We start from the raw sequence: 18,167 nt of genomic DNA, 5'->3' as shown, positions 1-18,167 counted from the left end.
GCGGCCTCAGGTTTTGATGGTGCTGATGGTGTCGTAAATCGGCCCCAGCACCGACAGCATGATCCAGCCTAGCAGCAAGCCCAGGATGACCGTCATGGCCGGCTCGATCATGGCTTGCACTTTTTCAATCAATTCCTTCACTTCACGGTTGTAAAAGTAACTGACATTGCGCAAGGCCGTGTCCAGCGAACCCGTCGCTTCGCCCACCTTCAGCATGCGGATCACCAGCGGCGGGAAGATGCCCGTGTGCTGGAAGGCGGCGGTGACGCCGTAACCCTCGCTGATCAGCTGGGCGGCGCGGCGCAGGCCGGCCGCCACCACCTGGTTGCCGGCGATGCCTTCGGACAGGCGGATGCATTCGAGTATCGTGATGCCGGAGGCATACATCAGGGCAAAGAACGTGGCGAAGCGGGCCAGGATGATCTTGTGCAGCACGGGACCGACCAGCCACAGCCGCAGTTTCAGACCATCCCACGCATGGCGCGCCGCCTCGCTGCGGCGCACGAGGGCGCGCCCGCCGAAGAACAGCAGCACGGGCAAGGCCAGCAACAGATACCAGTAATCGATGAAGACATTCGACACGGCAATGAGCACGCGCGTGTGCAGCGGCAGTTCGCCGCCCATGTTGCGGATGAACGCCGTCAGCTGGGGCACCAGGTAGATCATCAGGAAGAACGTCACGGCCGCCACGACGATGGCCACGATGACGGGGTACATGATGATCTTGCGCGTCTGCGAGGCCAGCTCGTCCTGCCACTTCAGGCTTTCCGACAGGTTCTTGAACACCTCGGCGATCTTCCCGCTCTGTTCGCCAGCGAGGATCAGGCTGGTGAACGTGGCGTCGAAGATGTCGCCATGCTGGGCCAGCGCGCCCGACAGGGGCAAGCCGCCCTCGATGCTTTCGATCAAGTCCGTGACGACTTCGCGCAGGCGCGGGTGGTCCGTGCTTTCGCGCAAGTCATTCAAGCCTTCCAGGATGGGTACGCCGGCACCCGTCAATTGCTCCATGTGGAAGCAGAAATTGATCAGGTCGCGGCGGTGGATGATCCGCTTGCCCAGCAGTACCAGATACTGGCCCGTGATCTTGCAATCGATCAGGTCGAGCTGCATGCGGTGCAGGCGCGCTTCCAGGTCCGGCACGTTGGCCGCCTCCATGCTGCCGGGAATCAGGGCGCCGGCCGCATCCATGGCGCGGTAGACATATTGCGGCATCAGTGCAGCCTTTCCGTCAGGTCGACGACGCGGCCCACTTCTTCCAGCGTGGTCACGCCTTCCAGCACGCGGCGCACGCCGTCGTCGATGATGCCCTTGAAGCCGGCCGCGCGCGCCGCGTTCTTCAATTCGCGCAAGCTGGCGCGGCGCGCCGTCAATTCATCGAGTTCGGCCGTCATCTTGAGGATTTCCATGATGGCCAGGCGACCCTTGTAACCCTGGTGCGCGCAGCGCTCGCAGCCCACGGCGCGGCAGATGGAGACGGGCGCCTGCTCTGCCGCCAGGCCCAGCAGGCGCCGCTCGACGTCGTCGGCGATCACCGTGTCCTTGCAGTGCGGGCACAGCCGGCGCACCAGGCGCTGCGCCACGATGCCGATGATGTTGCCGGCCATGATGTCGGGCAGGATGCCGATGTCGAGCAGGCGCGCGACGGAACCGATGGCGGAACTCGTATGCAGGGTCGAATACACCTGGTGGCCCGTCATGGCCGCGGCAAAGGCCATTTCCGCCGTTTCGCGGTCGCGGATCTCGCCCACCAGGATGATGTCCGGGTCTTGCCGCATCATCGAGCGGATGCCGTCGGCAAAGCCCAGCTTGACCGATTCGTTGACGGAGGTCTGGCGTATCATGTTCATCGGGTACTCGACCGGATCCTCCAGCGTCATGATGTTGACGCTTTCCGTATTGATATGGTTGAGTATCGAATACAGGGTGGTGGTCTTGCCGCTGCCCGTCGGGCCCGTCACGAGGATCACGCCGTCGGGGCGCGCGATCATAAGTTTCAGCAAGTTCAGTTCCGCTTCGGCCAGGCCCAGCGCGTCCAGCGGAACGATGCCTTTCTGACGGTCCAGCACGCGCAGCACGACGTTCTCGCCATGCGTGGTGGGCTGCGCCGACGCGCGGAAGTCAATTTGCCGTCCGGAAAACTTGATGCTGATGCGTCCATCCTGCGGCGCGCGCGCCTCGGCGATGTTCATGTTCGACATCACCTTCAGGCGCACGGCCATGGCCGGCCAGTACGATTTGTGCAGGCTGCGGATTTGCCGCAGGATGCCGTCGATGCGGTAGCGGATGCGCAGGAACGACTGTTCCGGCTCGAAATGGATGTCCGAGGCGCCGTTCTGCACGGCGTCGGCCAGCAGCGCGTCGATCAGGCGCACCATGGGCTGGCTGTATTCATCCGACGGCGAGGCCATGCTTTGATAGCTGACTTCGCCCGTTTCGATTTCGTGCAGGATGCCGTCGATCGACAGTTCAAACCCATAGTACTGGTCGATGGCGCGCGAAATGTCCGATTCGTTGACGAGCACGGTGGAAATCGTGATGCCCTTGACCAGCATGGCGCTGATCTGGTCGAGCGCGACGATGTTGCTCGTGTCGGCCATGGCCAGGATCAGATTGTCCGCCTGCCGTTCATACACGATGGGAAAGACGCGGTAGCGCTTGGCCACGTCCTTCGGGATCAGTTTCAGGGCGATGGCGTCGACCACCAGGCTCGACAAGTCCGCGCTGACCTGTTTCAGGTTTTCGCTGAGCGCTTCGCGCACGGTTGCTTCCGTGACAAAACCCAGGGTGATCAGCAGCTTGCCCAGCGGTTCGCTGCTGCGCCGTTGCTCGATCAGGGCGATGCGCAGCTGGTCTTCGCTGATCACGCCTTTCTGGATCAACAGCTTGCCGAGCGGAAGTTTTGCCTGTTCTGCCATGCGATGCTTATTCCTGACGGGGTGGGATGGTGGCCGGCTCGGCCGTGGCCGCCGGCGTGGGAGTCGCCAGTTCGCGCAAGCGCGTTTGCACGACGGCCTGGTCGAAGGCGGCGGGCGTCGTTTGCGCCAGGGTCAAGGCGCGCTGGTAATACGTGGCGGCCAGCCGGGGCTGGTTCAGCCGGTCCAGGCCGACGGCCAGGTTGAACGCATAGTCGGGATTGCCGGGCGCGGCGCCGTAGGCGCGGAAAAATTGCTGCTGCGCTTCGTTCCAGCGGCGCTGCTTGGCGTACACATTGCCCAGTGCAAACAGCACGGGACCGCTGTCGGGGCTGCGCGCCAGGATGGCTTTCAGTTTTGCCTCGCTCTGCGCCACGTCGCCCTGGCGCAGCCCGATCAGGCCGGCCAGCGCCTCGCCATCGTCGGGATTGATTTCCAGCAAACGCACGTACAGGGCCGCCGCCTGCGCGCCCTGGCCCTCGCGCAGGGCCACGGCCGCCAGGCCCAGCAGCGCGTCGCGGTTGCTCGCATCCTGCCGCAGCACCGTTTCATATTCTTGACGAGCAAGGCCCAGCTGGCCCCCGTTGAAGGCTTGGTAGGCTTGCTGCACGCCGGGTGGGATTTGCGGTGCGGCGATGCTGCGCTGCACCTGGATCTGGCTATTGTCGGGCGCGGCCACGGGCGGCAGGCTGGGCGGCGCAGGCGGCGGCAGTTGCGCCAGCTGGGCCGCCACGGCCGCTTGCGCGGCGGCCTGGATCATCGCCTGCTGCTCCGCCGCGCCGGCCGGCTGGCGCTGTTCGCGCGGCGCGTCCTGCGGCAACGGTGCGGGCGCGTCCGGCATGGCGCCAGCGGCCCCGGGCGCCACCAGGATGGGGCCGGCAACGCCGGCCGTTCCCGGGGCATCCGTCAGCGGCATGGGCACGCCGGGCAGGTTGGCGCCCGCGCCGGGGCTGGTGCTGGCGCGCCAGTACCAATACGCCATGGAACCGGCCACCAGCAGCAGGATCGCCAGCAGCACGGCCAGGCGCACGGTGGCCGGGTCGACGCTGATGGGGCCCGTGGGACCGTTCGGCGGCGGATTGCTGCGGCTGGCGCGTGGCCGGGCGGGCGGCGGTTCGGGGCGAGGGGGTTGCTGCGGGCCAGGCTGTGCGCCTGGCTGCGCACCTGGCTGTGAATCTGGCCGGGCCGCATTGCGCGCCGGCTGCGGCGCGGGCGCGTCCGCCAGCGGTTCCAGGCGCAAGGTGCTGGGCGGCTGCACGGGCGGCGCGGCGGGCGCGGGACGGGGTGGCAGGGCGTCGGCCGGCGCCAGTTCCAGCACCTGGTCGTAGGCTTCGGACGGCTTTTCCAGTTCCTCGTCGGAAAGGCTGTTCTGCTTGGCGCGCTCGGCCTTCTTGAGCGCCTGCATCAGCAAGCTCATGGGAAGTCTCCCTGCAGGCGGGCCTGCGGCTGGACGGCGGGCGCCGGCGGGCCGTCCGTGTACGGCTGGCTGTTGAGCGGCGCCTGGCCGGGCAGCAGGTAGCGGTAGTCGCGGTAATCGCCATCGACGCTGGCATCCTTGACCACGACGGGGCGCATGAAGATCACCAGCTCCGTCTTGCTGCTTGCCTCATTACGATAGGTAAACAAATTGCCCACCAAAGGCAGGCTGGACAGGCCGGGCACGCCATCCCGGGCGTTGTCGATGGAATCCTGCATCAGGCCGCCCATCACGGCGATCTGGCCATTGCCCACTTTCATGATCGATTCCAGCTCGCGCGCCTGGATCACGGGCACCCGGCTTTGCACGTTCGCCGTGGCCAGGGCCGGATTCGGGTCTTGCACGTAGCCAACGATGCGCGTGATGGTGGGGCGCACGTTCAGGGTGACTTCATCTGCCTCGGAAATCTGCGGCGTGACGCTCATGACGAAGCCGACGGGCACCGTTTCCAGTTTCGATTCATACGTGGCCGGCGTGGTGATGGTGCCCGTCGAGCTGATCACGGCGGGCGTCACCTTGATGGTAAAGAAGACATTGTTGTCGACCACCTTCAGCATGGCCGTTTGATTGTTGAGCACGCTAATTTTCGGGCTGGACAGCACCTTCACCTTGCCGAACGATTCGAGCAGCTGGATGGTGGTGGAAAAACTGTCCTTCAGATAATTGAGCACGAAGATGCCGGGCGTGGCGCCCGGTGTCACGCCGCTGGACAGGGCCGCCGAGCCCACTTGTTTCTGGGTCAGGCTCAGGCTGCCCGTCAGGCGCGACCAGTTGATGCCTTGCTGGTACTCATTGCTCAGGCGCACTTCGATGATGGTCGCCTCGATCAATACTTGCCGCTTGGCGCTGTGCAACACCGCGTCGAGGAATGCGGCGATCTTTTCGTGCTGGCGCCCCGTGGCCCGCACGGCGATCAAGCCGCCTTCCACGTTGACGACGACGGACGAGGGGCTGCCCTTGTTGGCCAGTTTGAGCAGCGGCATGCCGTTCGCGTCCAGCGGCTGGGCTGGATTCGCGTTCTGGCTGGCCTGCTGCTGGCCCGGCGCATTTTGACCACCATTCGGATTGCCATACTGCATAGGCGGCTGGGCGCCGTACTGGCCGGTGGCGCCGTTGGCAGGGAAATTGCCGGCCTGGTTCTGCTGCTGGCCAGGCTGCCCCTGCTGCCCCTGCTGGCCGGGCGTGCTCGTCAATTGCTGGTTCAGCTGCGCCAGCGGGTCCACCTGCACGTCGTTGAGCGTGGTCTCGCGCAGCAGGTCGCGGATATTCTTTTCCAGGCTGTACCAGAAATTATTTTCCGAACGATTCACCACCAGGGTGGTCGAATTGTTATTGCCATTGCTGCCGCTGCCTTGCGTGCCGCCGACGGGATTGCTGGCATTGTTCGAGCCGCCGCCCGCTGTGGAGATTTGCGTGGCGATGTTCACGCTGCTGTTGGTGCTGCGCGCCATGTTGACGTAATCGACCTTGTAATTGCGCCACACTGGCGCGTCGGGCAACACCGTCAGGTTCTTGCCATCGATTTCGTAGCGCATGTCGACTTGCTTGCTGATACGCGCCAGCAATTGCGGCAAGGTCTGGTCCAGCGCATTCAGGGTGACGCTGCCTTCGATCTGCGGGTGGATATCGATGTTCATGCCCGCGTCGCGCGCGAGCGCAAACAGCAGCGATTGCACGGGCACCTTGTGCACGGTGACGCTGTAGGTTTCCACCTTGGCGGCGGGCAGGGGCGCGGCCAGCGCGCTGCTTTGCTGCACCGGTTCGGGAATGCTGCCGGCGGGGATGGGCGCGGCGTGGATGTGGGCCGGCGACAGCGGCAGCTGATGCGTGGCGCAGCCAGCCAGCATGGTGCCGCAGGCGAGGGCGACCCAGGAGGTCAGCACAGGAATAGGGTGTTGATTCATGAAAAGTTCGCCCTTGGAGTCGTGTTGTGCTTTTGTAATTTTACCCAGCATGATGGCCTAAAAGCAATCGGCTGTGCGGGCTGGAGAGGCAATATGCCGAAATAAAGTCAGGGGGCGCCACGCACCGTTTGGAGCGCCGCCGTGGAGTTCATTTCTGTGCGGATACTGTCTATGTCGCTCAGCAATATTTTCTGTGGCGACATGGGCGCGATCCTGGACCAGACGGCTTCGGCGCCGGCCCGATCGGCAAAGCTGCCGTAAACGATGTCCAGGCGCGCGGCGGCGCTCGCGGGCGCCGCGCCTGGCAGGCGAAACACGTGCACGTTGCGCAGGCCGATGGCTTGCTGCGCTTGCTGCAAGAACGTTTCCGCCGCCACTGTCTCGCTGGCGGGCAGGCTGGCGATGCGCAGCACCAGTTGCTGCGGCCCTTGCTGCGCCAGCCAGTCGCGCGATTCGGCCAGCTTGCTGTCGAGCAGCGTGGACGGCGCCGGCAGCGGCGCAGCCCCAGGCGCTTGCCGCAACGCGCTGGGGGGCGCGCTGGCGTGCGCGGCCGGGGCCGTCATGCCCGTTGTGTGCCCCGGCGTCAGCCATTGCCACAGCAGCGCGGCGGCCAGCAGCATCAGCACGCTCAAGGCGCCCGCCAGCAGCTTGCCCGCATGCCAGGGCGGGCGGTGGAAGGGGCTGTCGGCAATGGCCAGGCGCACGTGGCGCGCGCTGATTGTCTGCGCATCGTCGGCAAACGCGGCCAGCAAGGCCTTGTCGGCCAGGATATTGACCCTGCGCACGATGCCCTGCGCGGCGCGCGCCAGCCGGCGCAGCGCGGCCGGGGTAAAAACAAGCGGCGTCATGCGGCCGGCGGCGGCCAGCCGGCAGGCCAGATAGTCGCCCAGCAAGGCTTGCGGCAGGCGCGGCACGGTAAAACTGTGGGTGATGCGTTCCTTCAACTGGCGGAACTGGGGCAAGTCCAGGGTGTGCTGCAATTCGGGCTGGCCAAACAGGACGATCTGCAGCAGCTTGTGGCTGGCCGTTTCCAAATTCGTCATCAGGCGCAGCGCTTCCAGGGTGGCGCCCGGCATCGCTTGCGCCTCCTCGGCCAGCAGCACCACTTGCCGCCCCGCCGCATGCCGTGCGATCAGCTCGCCGTGCAGGGCGCGCAGCACGGCGTCGGCGCGGCAGCCGTCCAGTGCCAGGCCCAGTTCGGCGGCGATGGCGTGCAGGACTTCATCCGCATCGAGGCGGGGATTGAGCAGGTACAGCACGTCGACCTGGGGCGGCAGGCGTTCGGCCAGCATGCGGCACAGCATGGTCTTGCCGCTGCCCACTTCGCCCGTCAGCTTGATGATGCCTTCGCCTTGCATGACGGCATACAGCAGCGCAGCGAGCAGTTCGCCCCGCGTATTGCCTGTATAAAAGAAGGCCGGATCGGGCGTGATGCCGAACGGCGCCGTGCGCAAGCCGAAATGGCGCAGGTACATGCCGTGCGGCGATGGCGTGTACTGGCAGGAGGCCTGCGTGCCGGCGTTCATGCCGCGATGCAATTGAGGAAGGCCTGCTCCAGGCTGGCGTCTTGCGCCCCGCCATGGCGCGCGCGGCATTCGGCGGGCGTGCCCGCAAACACGATGCGTCCCGCATGCAGGATGGCCATGCGGTCGCACAATTCTTCCACGTCGGCCAGCGCATGCGAGGTGAGCAGGGCGCCGCGGCCCTGCGCGCGCGCTTGCCGCAGCACCTGCTTGAACTGCGCGCGCGCCTTCGGGTCGAGTCCGCTCATCGGTTCATCGAGCACCAGTTGCGGCTTGCCCGACAACAGGCAGGCGGCCAGCCCCAGTTTCTGCAGCATGCCTTTCGAATAGGCGCGCGCGGGGCGCAGCAAGGCGTCCGGCGCCAGATCCAGCGCGTCCAGGGCATGCTGCACGGCTTGCGCATCGGGGCGCACATTGTGCAGGCGCGACAGGTAGCGCAGGAAGTCGCCGCCCGTCAGGTAATAGGGCGCCTGGAAACGTTCCGGCAAGAACGACAGAGGCTGGCGCGCCGCGCCGTGGCGGTGCGGCTGGCCGAAAATGGCGATCTCGCCCCGCTCGGGCGCGCAAAAGTCGAGCAGGCATTTCAGCAGGGACGTCTTGCCCGCGCCATTCACGCCAACCAGGCCGAACAGTTCCCCCGCGCGCACCTGCAGGTCGACGCCGCGCAGCACGGCGCTGCCCGCCAGCTGCAGATGCACGTTGTGAAACTCGATGGCGCAGGCGTTCATAGGGGCAATGGTCGGCAGCAAGACGGTGAGCGATCGTCATTATTGCCACGGGCGCAGGTGGGCGGCAAGTGTTTCCTTGCAGAGTGTGGAAATGCGTAAAAATCAAGCGATGGAATGTATTTTCTTTAAGAAACAACAGGTTCTGGAATAAAATACCTGCGCGCGCCGCTGGCGTGCATCGTTTGAAAAATTTGTCGAGGAGCAAGCATGGCAAGGCCAGAGAAAGTCCGGCTCGGTGAGATTTTGGTGCAGCAGAAATTGCTGACGGAACAACAGTTGGGCCAGGCCTTGACGGAACAGAAGCGCTCGGGGCGCAAGCTGGGCCGCGTTTTTGTCGAGCACGGCTTCGTCACGGAAGAGCAGATTTCGGGCGCCCTGGCGCGCCAGCTCGACATTCCCTACATCAACCTGAAGTTTTTCAACATCAATCCCGAACTGGTGCGTCTGCTGCCGGAAACCCAGGCGCGGCGCTTCCGCGCGCTGGTGCTGGAAGACCGCCGCGAGGGCTTGCTGGTCGGCATGTCCGATCCGACCGACCTGTTCGCCTACGATGAAATCTCGCGACTGGTCAAGCGCCAGATCGAGCTGGCCGTGGTCAATGAAACGGAAGTGCTGGCCGCCATCGACCGCATCTACCGCCGCACGGAAGACATTTCCACCCTGACGCGCGAGCTGGAGCAGGACCTGGGCGACGTGTCCGTCGACTTCGGCGCGCTGGCCGCCAATCCGGGCCTGGAAGAGGCGCCCATCGTCAAGCTGCTGCAATCGGTGTTCGAGGATGCCACGCAGGTGCGCGCCTCGGACATCCACATCGAGCCGCAGGAAGGCCGGCTGCAGATTCGCTTCCGCATCGACGGCGTGCTGCACCTGCAGACGGAAGCGGACAGCAAGATCGCCAGTTCGCTGGCCCTGCGCCTGAAACTGATGTCGGACCTCGATATTTCCGAAAAGCGCCTGCCGCAGGATGGCCGCTTCGCCATCCGCGTGAAAAACCAGCGCATCGACGTGCGTATCTCCACCATGCCGACGCAGTACGGCGAATCGGTGGTGATGCGCTTGCTGAACCAGGGCGGTACGACCTTGCGCCTGGACGCCATCGGCATGCCGCCTGCGCTGGTGGCGCAGTTTCGCGCCATCGTCAGCCGTCCGAACGGCCTCGTGCTGGTGACGGGGCCGACCGGCAGCGGCAAGACGACGACCCTGTATTGCGCCTTGTCCGAACTCAATTCGGTGGAAAAAAAGCTCATCACGGTGGAAGACCCCGTCGAGTACCGCTTGCCTGGCATTAACCAGGTGCAAGTCAACGACAAGATCGAGCTGAACTTTGCCAGGGTGCTGCGCTCGGCCCTGCGGCAAGACCCGGACATCGTGCTGGTCGGCGAGATGCGCGACCAGGAAACGGCGCAGATCGGCTTGCGCGCCGCCATGACGGGTCATTTGGTGCTGTCGACCCTGCATACCAACGACGCCATCAGCACGCCGCTGCGCCTGATGGACATGGGCGTGCCGCGCTACATGGTGGGCAGCTCGTTGCAAGCCGTGCTGGCGCAGCGCCTGGTGCGCGTGATCTGCGAAAGCTGCAGCACGCCGTACGCGCCCACGCCGAACGAATACGAATGGCTGCGCCTGGAACTGGGCGAGCTGGTCGAACGCAACCAGTATTTCCACGGCAAGGGCTGTTCGCATTGCAATGGCATGGGTTACCGGGGCCGCACGGGCGTGTACGAATTGCTGGAAATCACGCGCGCCGTGGCCGACGCCGCCAACCATGCCGATCCTTCCCACTTCATGAAGGTGGCGACGGCGCAGATGGCGGGCGAAACCCTGCGCCGCCACGCCGTGCAGCTGGTGGTCCAGGGCCGCACGACGGTGATGGAAGCGATGCGTATCAGCAACCAGAGCGAGGATTGAGGTGCCGTTTTTTTCCTACAGGGCGCGCAGCGCCAGTGGCGAATTGCTGAGCGGCGTGATGGAAGGCGCCGACAGCGGCGCCGTGGCCGACCAGTTGATGGCGGGCGGCAGCACGCCCGTCGACATCAGCGCCACCAAACAGACGGTGACGAAGGCCGGCGCCAAGCAACTGGGCTGGTGGGCCAGGCTGACCGAGAAAAAGGTCACGCCGATGGACGTGCAACTGTTCAGCCGCCAGCTGTACACCCTGCTGAAAGCGGGCGTGCCCATCATGCGCGGCCTGGCCGGCTTGCAGGAGTCCGCCATCAGCCCCGCGTTCGGGCGCATCATCAAGGATGTGCGCGAGTCGCTCGACGCGGGCCGCGAACTGTCGGCCGCCATGGCGCGCCACCCGACCATCTTCACGCCGTTTTATCTGTCGATGGTGCGCGTCGGTGAAATGACGGGGCGCCTCGATGAAGTGTTTTTGCGCCTGTTCGACCACCTGGAATTCGACCGCGACATGCGCGCGCGCGTGAAAACGGCGACGCGCTACCCGACCTTCGTCGTCTTCGCCATGCTGGCCGCCATGGTGGTGGTGAATATCTTCGTCATTCCCCAGTTCGAGAAGGTGTTCGCCAGCTTCCACGCGGAACTGCCCCTGATGACGCGCATCCTGATCGGCACGTCGCGCTTGACGGTGACGTACTGGCCTATCTTGCTGCTGCTGGGCGTGGGCGGATTTTTCGGCTGGCGCGCCTGGCTGCGCACGAAAGAGGGTCTGTATAAATGGGACCGCGCCAAGCTGCGCCTGCCGATCGCCGGCAAGATCATCCTGAAAGGCACGATGGCCCGCTTCGCGCGCAGCTTCGCCCTGTCGAGCACGAGCGGCGTGCCCATCGTGCAGGCGCTGACGGTGGTGTCGCAGACGGTCGACAACACGTATCTGAGCGCGCGCGTGGAGCAGATGCGCGACGGCGTCGAGCGGGGCGAAAGCATCTTGCGCACCTCGGTCACGGCCGGCGTGTTCACGCCCGTGGTGCTGCAGATGATCGCTGTGGGCGAGGAATCCGGTTCGCTCGACGACCTGATGGACGAGATCGCCGACATGTACGAGCGCGAAGTCGATTACGAGCTGAAAACCCTGTCGGCGCAGATCGAGCCGATCTTGATCGTCTTCCTCGGCGCCATGGTGCTGGTGCTGGCGCTGGGCATCTTCCTGCCGATCTGGGACCTGGGCCGGGCGGCCCTGCACTGATGGCAAGACCGTTCCGCCAGCGCGGTTTCACCCTGTTCGAGCTGGCCGTGGTGGCGGGCGTGTTCGCCATCCTGGTGGCGGTGTTCCTGAATCGCGTCGGCTATTACCAGCGACAGGCGCAGCAGGTGGCCGTGGCGCAGATGCTGGGTGTCTTGCGCACCAGCTTGCGGGTGCAGGTGCTGCATTTGTACCTGGCGGACCGGCGCGACCGGTTGCCGGCGCTGGCGCGGCAAAACCCGTTCGACTGGCTGATGGACAAGCCGGCCAACTACCTGGGCGAGTTCGCGCAGCCGGACCTTGCAAAATTACCAGCAGGGAATTGGTTGTACGACAAAAAAGAACAAAAAATCATCTATTTGTTTAGTAATGGCAATATTTTTCCCAGTACAGGGGTTGATTTAGTGAAATTTAAGGTAACCTTGCCACGTGTAGATGCCGATCTTGACAAGCTCACCCAGGAACCCGATATCGTGGTGTGGAAATCACCGGACCCTGCAGCCAACTGAGGCGCTTCCTGGTCCGCTGCAGCGACAGTGTCATGGCGTTGGTTTTGAAGTTTTTTATTTGATTTTGGAGAAAGCAAGAATGAACAAGTCTTTACGTAGTATGAAAAGCGGCGCCCAGGCAGGTTTTACCCTGATCGAACTGATCGTCGTCATCGTGATCCTCGGCATCCTGGCGGCGACGGCGATTCCTAAATTCATCGACATGTCGACCGAAGCGCGCGTGGCCAAGATGCAGGCGGCCGCCGGCGCCATCAAGGCGGGGGCTGCGCTGTACCATGCGCAGTATTTGGTCAATGCCGATTCGACCAAGGATGTAGTGATGGAAGGCGTTACTGTCGCCGGGCAGTTTGGCTACCCGACTGTGGAAGGCATCAAAGTCGCTGCAGGCATTTCAGATAAGGATTATGGTCTGGCTACCGCTGGCACAGCGTTGACGGTGACCGTGGATGTGGCAACAAACGCGGCGCGCAAGGACTGCTCGGTGGTCTATGCCGCCCCTGCCGCTGCAGGCGGAGCACCTGTGATCACGGTCAATGCAAAACCCGAAAATTGCGGCTAAACATATAAGTACGCAACAAGGAGCGCCAATCAACATTCGGCCTTCCTTGCGCACCACCAGCCCAACCCCAGGCGTCAGCCCGTTGGGCTTTTTTACGGGCCATCCATTGCAGCAGCCACCGACAGACTTTCCGCATCGCCAGGCAGGGCCGCCACGCCCCCTGCGGCGTACGGCTGCGCGCGGCTTCACCTTGATCGAGCTGGTGGCCGTGCTGGTGCTGGCGGGCTTGCTGGCGACCTTTGCCGTCAACCGCTTTTTCCAGCGCGACACTTTTGACGCGCGCGGTTTTGCCGACCAGGTGACGAATATCGTGCGCTACGGGCAAAAGCTGGCGGTGGCGCAAAACCGTGCCGTGTTTGTGCGCATCGATGCCAACAGGGTGGCCCTGTGCTTCGATGCCGTTTGCAGCGCCGCGCAGAAGGTGGTGCCGCCGACGGGCAAGAACAGCGGCAGCAAGGAAACGCTACAGTATTGCGCGGAAACCAACTGGCTGTGCGAAGGCCGTCCGTCCAACGTCTCCATGGCCACCGCTCCCCTCAATACGGCGGGTTTTTATTTCGACGCGCTGGGCAAGCCGTATGCGCAGAACGATGTGTTCCCGGCGCCATCGGCCTTCCCGGCGCGGCTGAACATCAGTATCCGCGGCGACGGCACGCCGCGCGACGTCATGGTCGAGGGGGAGACGGGCTATGTCCATTAGCCAGCGGCGCCGGCGTGAACGCGGCGTGACCCTGATCGAACTGGTGCTGTTCATCGTCATCGTCGGCCTGGCCTCGGCCGCCATCCTGGGCGTGATGAGCCTGACGACGCAACGCAGCGCCGATCCGCAGCTGCGCAAGCAGGCGCTGGCGATTGCCGAAGGCATGCTGGAAGAAATCCAGCTGGCGCGGTTTAGCTATTGCGATCCGCAAGACCCGGCCGCGGAAACGGCGACCAGCCCGGCCGGCTGCGCCATCCCGGAAGTGGCCGGACAAGAGGCGGGCGGCGTGACGCGGCCTTTCGACAACGTCAACGATTACGTGAGCGCGTATGGTACGGCCAAGGAGTACGCGACGGATGCCCAGGGCAATGCCTGGGCTCAGAATTACACTGCCTCGGTGACGATCACCGAGCAAGCCCTGAACGACCTGCCTGCCTCGGAAAGCTTGCATATCCAGGTGGTCGTGCCGTATGCGGACCAGAAGATCGTGCTCGACGGCTATCGCGTGCGCTATGCGCCGAACAGCATTCCATGAAAACTATCCTCAATCCCAGGCGCCGCCCGCGCGGCTTTACCCTCGTCGAGATGGTCATCGTGATCGTCATCACGGGCATCATCGGCGCCATGGTCGCCGTCTTCATCCGCGTGCCCGTGCAAGGCTATATCGACACCACCGCGCGCGCGGCGCTGGCCGACACGGCCGATACGGCGGCGCGCCGCCTGACGCGCGACGTGCGCCTGGCTCTGCCCAACAGCGTGCGCGTATCGAACGACGGCCTGTTGCTGGAATTGCTGCTGACCAAGACGGGCGGGCGCTACCTGAGCGACAGCGACCCGGCCGGCCTCGGCAATGTGCTGAGCTTCGAGACGCCTCCCGCGCCCGGCGTTCCGGCGAGCTTCACCGTCGTCGGCGCCATGCCCGCCGATGCGCTGGGCGCGCGCCAGGCGATCAGCGTGGGCGACCAGATCGTCGTCTACAACCTGGGCGGAACTTACACGCCGAACGACGCCTATTCCTGCAGCGCGGCGACCGGCTGCAACCGCGCGCCGGTCACGGCCGTGGCCGGCAATGTCGTCACCCTGGGCAGTTATCCTTTCACGACGGCGCCCGCGCCGCTGCCGTCGCCATCGAACCGCTTCCAGGTGGTGTCGACGCCCGTCACCTATGCCTGCGATCTGGCGACCGGTACGCTGACCCGTTACGCCGGCTATGCGATCCAGGCCACCCAGCCGGTTGCGGCGGACTTGAAGGATGGCGCGCTGCTGGCGCGCCAGGTGAGGGCTTGCCGTTTCAGCTATGGCATTTTGGCCAATGTGCAGCGGGGCCTGGTGAATATCGACCTGAGCCTGGGCGCGGCGGACAGCAATACGGGCGTGCTGCGCCTGGTGCAACAGGTGCAAGCGAGAAATACGCCATGAAGCATGTGCTGCGCCACCGCACGGGCCGCATGCGCGGTTTCAGCCTCGTCACGGCCATTTTCCTGCTGGTGGTGCTGGCCGCGCTGGCGGCCGTGATGGTGAATATCTCCACCTTCCAGCAGACGGAATCGGCGATGGACGTGCAGGGCGTGCGCGCCGAACAGGCCGCCCGCGCCGGCCTCGAATGGGGGCTGCAGAAGCAGATCAGCGCTGGCCTGACGGCCGGCGCGGCGTGTATCGGCGCCACCACGTTCAGCTTGCCGGCGGGCACGACGCTGTCGTCGTTCAGCGTCAGCGTGCAATGCGCCACGGCCACGGGGCCCGGCACCTTGACCAGCTGGACCATCACGGCCACGGCCTGCAACCAGCCGAAGTCGACCGAGCCACGCTGTCCGAACGCGGGCAACAACGCCGATTACGTCCAGCGCCGCCTGCAAGCCGTGTTGTCGCAGTAAGGTCAACTGCGTGAAAAAAAAGATCGCTAATTTATTGTTTTTACGCAATAAAGTTGGCTTCATGAATTAAAATTGGTCGGTTGCATTATCTGCGCGACAAGATCGGGCAGGCACTTACACTGGATAGTTCGCATGGGTTTATTCGCAAGAGCAAGGAAGGATGATGGCTGGCTGGCCACGGCGTTTGGCCGCGAGGGCGTCAGCGCCGTCGTTGTCGAACGTCGCGCCGGCGGCATGCCGCGCGTGCTGGGCGCCAGCTACCAGGCGGCCGCGCGGCCGGCGCCGGCCGAGGTGCTGGAAAAACTGGGCAAGGAGCTGCAGGCGGCAGCGCGCCATTGCACCACCGTGCTGGCCGGCGGCGAATACCAGCTGCTGTCGCTGGAAGCGCCGGCCGTACCGCGCGAAGAGCTGAAGACGGCCGTGGGCTGGCGCCTGAAGGACATGCTGGACTTTCCCCTGGCCGAGGCCACCATCGACGTGTTCGACATCCCGGGCGACCCGAACGCCACCCAGCGGGGCAGCAGCGTGTTCGCCGTCGCCGCGCGCAACAGCGCCGTGTCGCGGCGCCAGGCGCTGTACGCCGAATGCAAGATCGGCCTGTCCGTGATCGATATCCCCGAGATGGCGCAGCGCAATATCGCCACCTTGCTGGAAACGCCGGGACGCGGCATCGCCGTGCTGTTTTTCGATGGCGACGGTGGCTTGCTGACCATGAGCTTCAATGGCGAGCTGTACCAGGCGCGCCGCATCGACGTGACCTCGACGCAATTGCAGTCGCCCGACGCGAGCCAGTATTACGACCGCGTCACCCTGGAACTGCAGCGCTCGTTCGACCACTTCGACCGCCAGTTCCATTTCATTTCGCTGGCCCGCTTGATGCTGATGACGGGCGCGGCCGATGGCTTGCACGCGTATCTGGCCGACAATCTCTACATGCCCGTCGAGCAGCTGGACCTGGCCATGGTGCTGGACTTGTCCCAGACCGCCGAGTTGCGCGACCCCGCCATGCAGGCGCGCTACTTCCTGGCCATCGGCGCCGGCTTGCGCGAGGTAGGCCTGCACCCGGGCAAGCACGAAGGGAAGGCCGCATGAGCCAGCAGATCAATCTGTTCAATCCCCAGTTTGAACTAAAAAAACACCACATGTCGGCGCGCACGGCCAGCCTGGGCCTGGGGGGGCTGGCGCTGCTCTTGCTGGCCCTGAGCGTGCTGGCGCAGCGGACAATAGGCGGCCTGGAGCGGCGCGAAGCGGGCGTCAAGGCGGCGCTGGCGCAAGGCGAGGCGAAGCGCGACCAGATCTTGCGCGATTTCCCGCCTCGCAAGAAAGATCCGGCCCTGGCGCAGGAACTGGCGGCCGTCGAGGCGCAGCGCCAGTTGCTGCAGGATGCGTCAAGCGTGCTGGACAGCGGCAAGCTGGGCAATACCCATGGCTATGCCGGCTATTTCCGCGCGCTGGCGCAGGCCAGGGTCGAGGGCGTATGGCTGACGGGCGTGGACATCGCCGGCGCCGGCAATGATTTCGGCTTGCAGGGCCGCGCCTTGCACGCGTCGCTGTTGCCCGCCTACATCACGCGCCTGGGCCAGCAGGAGGTACTGAAAGGCAAGACCTTCGCCAGCCTCGACATCGGCCAGCCCGCGCCGCCGGCCGCAGCCGAGGGCAAGGCGGCCAGCCTGCCCTATGTCGCGTTCAGCCTGCAGTCGGCCGACCGTGCCGCCACGCCGGCAGAACCTGTCGCCGGAGGAAGCCGCTGATGCTGCCCCTGCTGAAAAAATGGGCCACCGCCTTCGATGCCCTCAGCCTGCGCGAGCGGCTGATGGTGTTTGGCGCCGGCGCGGCCGCCATCCTGTTCGTGTTTTATTTCATGACCTTGAATCCCCTGTTGGCGAAGCGCGCCGCGCTGGAGGCGAGCATTGCGCAAAAGCAAAGCCTGCTGACCGCCACCGACAAGGAGATCGCGCTGACCATGCTCGCCCACGCCACCGATCCCGACCAGGAAGCGCGCACGCGCCTGCTGGCCTTGCAGGCGGAAACGGCGTCCCTGGCGCAGGCGCTGCGCGCGAAGCAGCACGGGCTGGTGGCGCCCGAGCGCATGGTGACCCTGCTCGAACACTTGCTGCGCCGGCACGCGGGACTGCGCGTGGTGTCGCTGAAAACCTTGCCCTCCAGCGCCGTGGGCGCGCGCCAGGCCGATAGCGCGAACGGCGATGCGGCGGCCAAGGCTGCGGCCCCGGCGCCCCTGCTGCACCAGCATGGCGTGGAAGTGGTGCTGCAAGGCAGTTATGCCGACATGGTGCAATACATGCAGGCGCTGCAATCGATGCCGACCCGCGTCTTCTGGGGCGCCGCCCACCTCGACGCCGCCAGCTACCCGGGCGCCACCCTGACCCTGACCTTACATACCCTCAGCATGGACGACACATGGATCGCACTCTGACCTCGGGGCCCGCGCTGCCGGCGCTATTGCTGGCGCTGGGCCTGGCATCGCCGGGCGCGCAGGCGCAGGCGCTCGACGACCCGACGCGCCCGCCGGCGGCCCTGTGGGCGCCCGCCAGCGCCGCGCCCGTCGTCGCGGCCCGGCCGCAGCTGCAATCGGTGCTCATCTCCACCCAGCCGGGCGGACGCCGCCTGGCCGTCATCGATGGCCAGACGGTCAAGGTGGGCGGCAAGGTGGGCGACGCCGTGGTGACGGAGATCCACGACACGGCCGTATTGTTGCGGCGTGGAAAATCACTGGAAACCTTCAAGCTGTACCCGAGCAGCAAGACCGACAATCAGACCGATCGCAAGACCGACCGCAAGCAGGAGTAGAAGAAGTGGCGAAGCAACTCAATCAACA

At 65.0% G+C, this 18,167-nt stretch carries 18 protein-coding genes; 12 read left to right on the top strand and 6 right to left on the bottom strand.

Annotated features, from left to right (window positions below):
* Positions 1-6: 6 nt before the first annotated feature.
* From J0O65_RS05220 to J0O65_RS05195, 6 genes are all read right to left on the bottom strand, one after another.
* Positions 7-1,212 carry a type II secretion system F family protein gene (locus tag J0O65_RS05220; RefSeq protein ID WP_215404737.1) on the bottom strand — a complete coding sequence of 402 codons (1,206 nt, stop codon included), beginning with the start codon at positions 1,210-1,212 and terminating at the stop codon, positions 7-9.
* Positions 1,212-2,915 carry a GspE/PulE family protein gene (locus tag J0O65_RS05215; protein ID WP_215404736.1) on the bottom strand — a complete coding sequence of 568 codons (1,704 nt, stop codon included), beginning with the start codon at positions 2,913-2,915 and terminating at the stop codon, positions 1,212-1,214. The genes J0O65_RS05220 and J0O65_RS05215 overlap by 1 nt, the downstream gene beginning before the upstream one ends.
* Positions 2,916-2,922: 7 nt before the next feature.
* The gene (locus J0O65_RS05210) at positions 2,923-4,329 is read right to left on the bottom strand and encodes a tetratricopeptide repeat protein (protein WP_251373451.1); all 1,407 of its coding nucleotides are present in this window, start codon (positions 4,327-4,329) and stop codon (positions 2,923-2,925) included.
* Positions 4,326-6,293: a secretin GspD/PilQ domain-containing protein gene (locus J0O65_RS05205; RefSeq protein ID WP_251373449.1), complete on the bottom strand. Its 1,968-nt coding sequence runs from the start codon at positions 6,291-6,293 to the stop codon at positions 4,326-4,328. Before J0O65_RS05205 ends, J0O65_RS05210 begins: the two co-directional genes overlap by 4 nt.
* 107 nt (positions 6,294-6,400) lie before the next feature.
* Positions 6,401-7,819 carry an ExeA family protein gene (locus J0O65_RS05200; RefSeq protein ID WP_251373448.1) on the bottom strand — a complete coding sequence of 473 codons (1,419 nt, stop codon included), beginning with the start codon at positions 7,817-7,819 and terminating at the stop codon, positions 6,401-6,403.
* Positions 7,816-8,544: an ABC transporter ATP-binding protein gene (locus J0O65_RS05195; protein ID WP_215404733.1), complete on the bottom strand. Its 729-nt coding sequence runs from the start codon at positions 8,542-8,544 to the stop codon at positions 7,816-7,818. The genes J0O65_RS05200 and J0O65_RS05195 overlap by 4 nt, the downstream gene beginning before the upstream one ends.
* A gap of 207 nt (positions 8,545-8,751) precedes the next feature.
* Here J0O65_RS05195 and J0O65_RS05190 point away from each other — a divergent pair, with 207 nt between their 5' ends.
* The 12 genes from J0O65_RS05190 to J0O65_RS05135 all read left to right on the top strand — a co-directional run bounded on the left by J0O65_RS05190 (position 8,752) and on the right by J0O65_RS05135 (position 18,139).
* Positions 8,752-10,455 (top strand): GspE/PulE family protein, encoded by a 1,704-nt coding sequence (locus tag J0O65_RS05190; RefSeq protein ID WP_215404731.1) that lies wholly within the window; start codon positions 8,752-8,754, stop codon positions 10,453-10,455.
* Between the two features lies 1 nt (position 10,456).
* Positions 10,457-11,692: a type II secretion system F family protein gene (locus J0O65_RS05185; RefSeq protein ID WP_215404729.1), complete on the top strand. Its 1,236-nt coding sequence runs from the start codon at positions 10,457-10,459 to the stop codon at positions 11,690-11,692.
* Complete coding sequence (locus J0O65_RS05180; protein ID WP_215404727.1) at positions 11,692-12,198, top strand: type II secretion system protein; 507 nt, start codon at positions 11,692-11,694, stop codon at positions 12,196-12,198. The genes J0O65_RS05185 and J0O65_RS05180 overlap by 1 nt, the downstream gene beginning before the upstream one ends.
* Before the next feature lie 79 nt (positions 12,199-12,277).
* On the top strand, positions 12,278-12,757 hold the full coding sequence (locus J0O65_RS28105; RefSeq protein WP_285896775.1) for a prepilin-type N-terminal cleavage/methylation domain-containing protein: 480 nt from the start codon (positions 12,278-12,280) through the stop codon (positions 12,755-12,757).
* A gap of 46 nt (positions 12,758-12,803) precedes the next feature.
* The gene (locus tag J0O65_RS05170) at positions 12,804-13,457 is read left to right on the top strand and encodes a pilus assembly FimT family protein (RefSeq protein WP_251373446.1); all 654 of its coding nucleotides are present in this window, start codon (positions 12,804-12,806) and stop codon (positions 13,455-13,457) included.
* Entirely contained in the window at positions 13,447-13,992 is a 546-nt protein-coding gene (locus J0O65_RS05165; protein ID WP_215404723.1) for a type IV pilus modification PilV family protein, read from the top strand. Before J0O65_RS05170 ends, J0O65_RS05165 begins: the two co-directional genes overlap by 11 nt.
* Positions 13,989-14,876 carry a prepilin-type N-terminal cleavage/methylation domain-containing protein gene (locus tag J0O65_RS05160; protein ID WP_215404721.1) on the top strand — a complete coding sequence of 296 codons (888 nt, stop codon included), beginning with the start codon at positions 13,989-13,991 and terminating at the stop codon, positions 14,874-14,876. Before J0O65_RS05165 ends, J0O65_RS05160 begins: the two co-directional genes overlap by 4 nt.
* Positions 14,873-15,331 (top strand): agglutinin biogenesis protein MshP, encoded by a 459-nt coding sequence (locus J0O65_RS05155; protein ID WP_215404719.1) that lies wholly within the window; start codon positions 14,873-14,875, stop codon positions 15,329-15,331. Before J0O65_RS05160 ends, J0O65_RS05155 begins: the two co-directional genes overlap by 4 nt.
* A gap of 132 nt (positions 15,332-15,463) precedes the next feature.
* Positions 15,464-16,423 (top strand): type IV pilus biogenesis protein PilM, encoded by a 960-nt coding sequence (locus tag J0O65_RS05150; protein ID WP_215404717.1) that lies wholly within the window; start codon positions 15,464-15,466, stop codon positions 16,421-16,423.
* Positions 16,420-17,082: a PilN family protein gene (locus tag J0O65_RS05145; protein ID WP_215404715.1), complete on the top strand. Its 663-nt coding sequence runs from the start codon at positions 16,420-16,422 to the stop codon at positions 17,080-17,082. The genes J0O65_RS05150 and J0O65_RS05145 overlap by 4 nt, the downstream gene beginning before the upstream one ends.
* Positions 17,082-17,765, top strand: coding sequence for a type II secretion system protein M (locus tag J0O65_RS05140; RefSeq protein ID WP_215404713.1), 684 nt, complete (start codon positions 17,082-17,084; stop codon positions 17,763-17,765). Before J0O65_RS05145 ends, J0O65_RS05140 begins: the two co-directional genes overlap by 1 nt.
* Positions 17,750-18,139 carry an MSHA biogenesis protein MshK gene (locus J0O65_RS05135; protein WP_215404711.1) on the top strand — a complete coding sequence of 130 codons (390 nt, stop codon included), beginning with the start codon at positions 17,750-17,752 and terminating at the stop codon, positions 18,137-18,139. The genes J0O65_RS05140 and J0O65_RS05135 overlap by 16 nt, the downstream gene beginning before the upstream one ends.
* Positions 18,140-18,167 lie beyond the last annotated feature (28 nt).

The sequence above is a fragment of the Janthinobacterium sp. JC611 genome, from assembly GCF_018682595.1.
Taxonomy (GTDB): Bacteria; Pseudomonadota; Gammaproteobacteria; order Burkholderiales; family Burkholderiaceae_D; genus Janthinobacterium.
Note: the sequence above shows the minus strand (reverse complement) of the source record. Positions and strands in the feature narration are given on the sequence as shown.

What these genes read in the sequence shown, in the direction of transcription:
- J0O65_RS05220 (WP_215404737.1), bottom strand. Translation starts at nt 1,212, where the DNA reads ATGCCGCAATATGTCTACCGCGCCATGGATGCGGCCGGCGCCCTGATT.
- J0O65_RS05215 (WP_215404736.1), bottom strand. Translation starts at nt 2,915, where the DNA reads ATGGCAGAACAGGCAAAACTTCCGCTCGGCAAGCTGTTGATCCAGAAA.
- J0O65_RS05210 (WP_251373451.1), bottom strand. Translation starts at nt 4,329, where the DNA reads ATGAGCTTGCTGATGCAGGCGCTCAAGAAGGCCGAGCGCGCCAAGCAG.
- J0O65_RS05205 (WP_251373449.1), bottom strand. Translation starts at nt 6,293, where the DNA reads ATGAATCAACACCCTATTCCTGTGCTGACCTCCTGGGTCGCCCTCGCC.
- J0O65_RS05200 (WP_251373448.1), bottom strand. Translation starts at nt 7,819, where the DNA reads ATGAACGCCGGCACGCAGGCCTCCTGCCAGTACACGCCATCGCCGCAC.
- J0O65_RS05195 (WP_215404733.1), bottom strand. Translation starts at nt 8,544, where the DNA reads ATGAACGCCTGCGCCATCGAGTTTCACAACGTGCATCTGCAGCTGGCG.
- J0O65_RS05190 (WP_215404731.1), top strand. Translation starts at nt 8,752, where the DNA reads ATGGCAAGGCCAGAGAAAGTCCGGCTCGGTGAGATTTTGGTGCAGCAG.
- J0O65_RS05180 (WP_215404727.1), top strand. Translation starts at nt 11,692, where the DNA reads ATGGCAAGACCGTTCCGCCAGCGCGGTTTCACCCTGTTCGAGCTGGCC.
- J0O65_RS28105 (WP_285896775.1), top strand. Translation starts at nt 12,278, where the DNA reads ATGAACAAGTCTTTACGTAGTATGAAAAGCGGCGCCCAGGCAGGTTTT.
- J0O65_RS05165 (WP_215404723.1), top strand. Translation starts at nt 13,447, where the DNA reads ATGTCCATTAGCCAGCGGCGCCGGCGTGAACGCGGCGTGACCCTGATC.
- J0O65_RS05160 (WP_215404721.1), top strand. Translation starts at nt 13,989, where the DNA reads ATGAAAACTATCCTCAATCCCAGGCGCCGCCCGCGCGGCTTTACCCTC.
- J0O65_RS05155 (WP_215404719.1), top strand. Translation starts at nt 14,873, where the DNA reads ATGAAGCATGTGCTGCGCCACCGCACGGGCCGCATGCGCGGTTTCAGC.
- J0O65_RS05150 (WP_215404717.1), top strand. Translation starts at nt 15,464, where the DNA reads ATGGGTTTATTCGCAAGAGCAAGGAAGGATGATGGCTGGCTGGCCACG.
- J0O65_RS05145 (WP_215404715.1), top strand. Translation starts at nt 16,420, where the DNA reads ATGAGCCAGCAGATCAATCTGTTCAATCCCCAGTTTGAACTAAAAAAA.
- J0O65_RS05140 (WP_215404713.1), top strand. Translation starts at nt 17,082, where the DNA reads ATGCTGCCCCTGCTGAAAAAATGGGCCACCGCCTTCGATGCCCTCAGC.
- J0O65_RS05135 (WP_215404711.1), top strand. Translation starts at nt 17,750, where the DNA reads ATGGATCGCACTCTGACCTCGGGGCCCGCGCTGCCGGCGCTATTGCTG.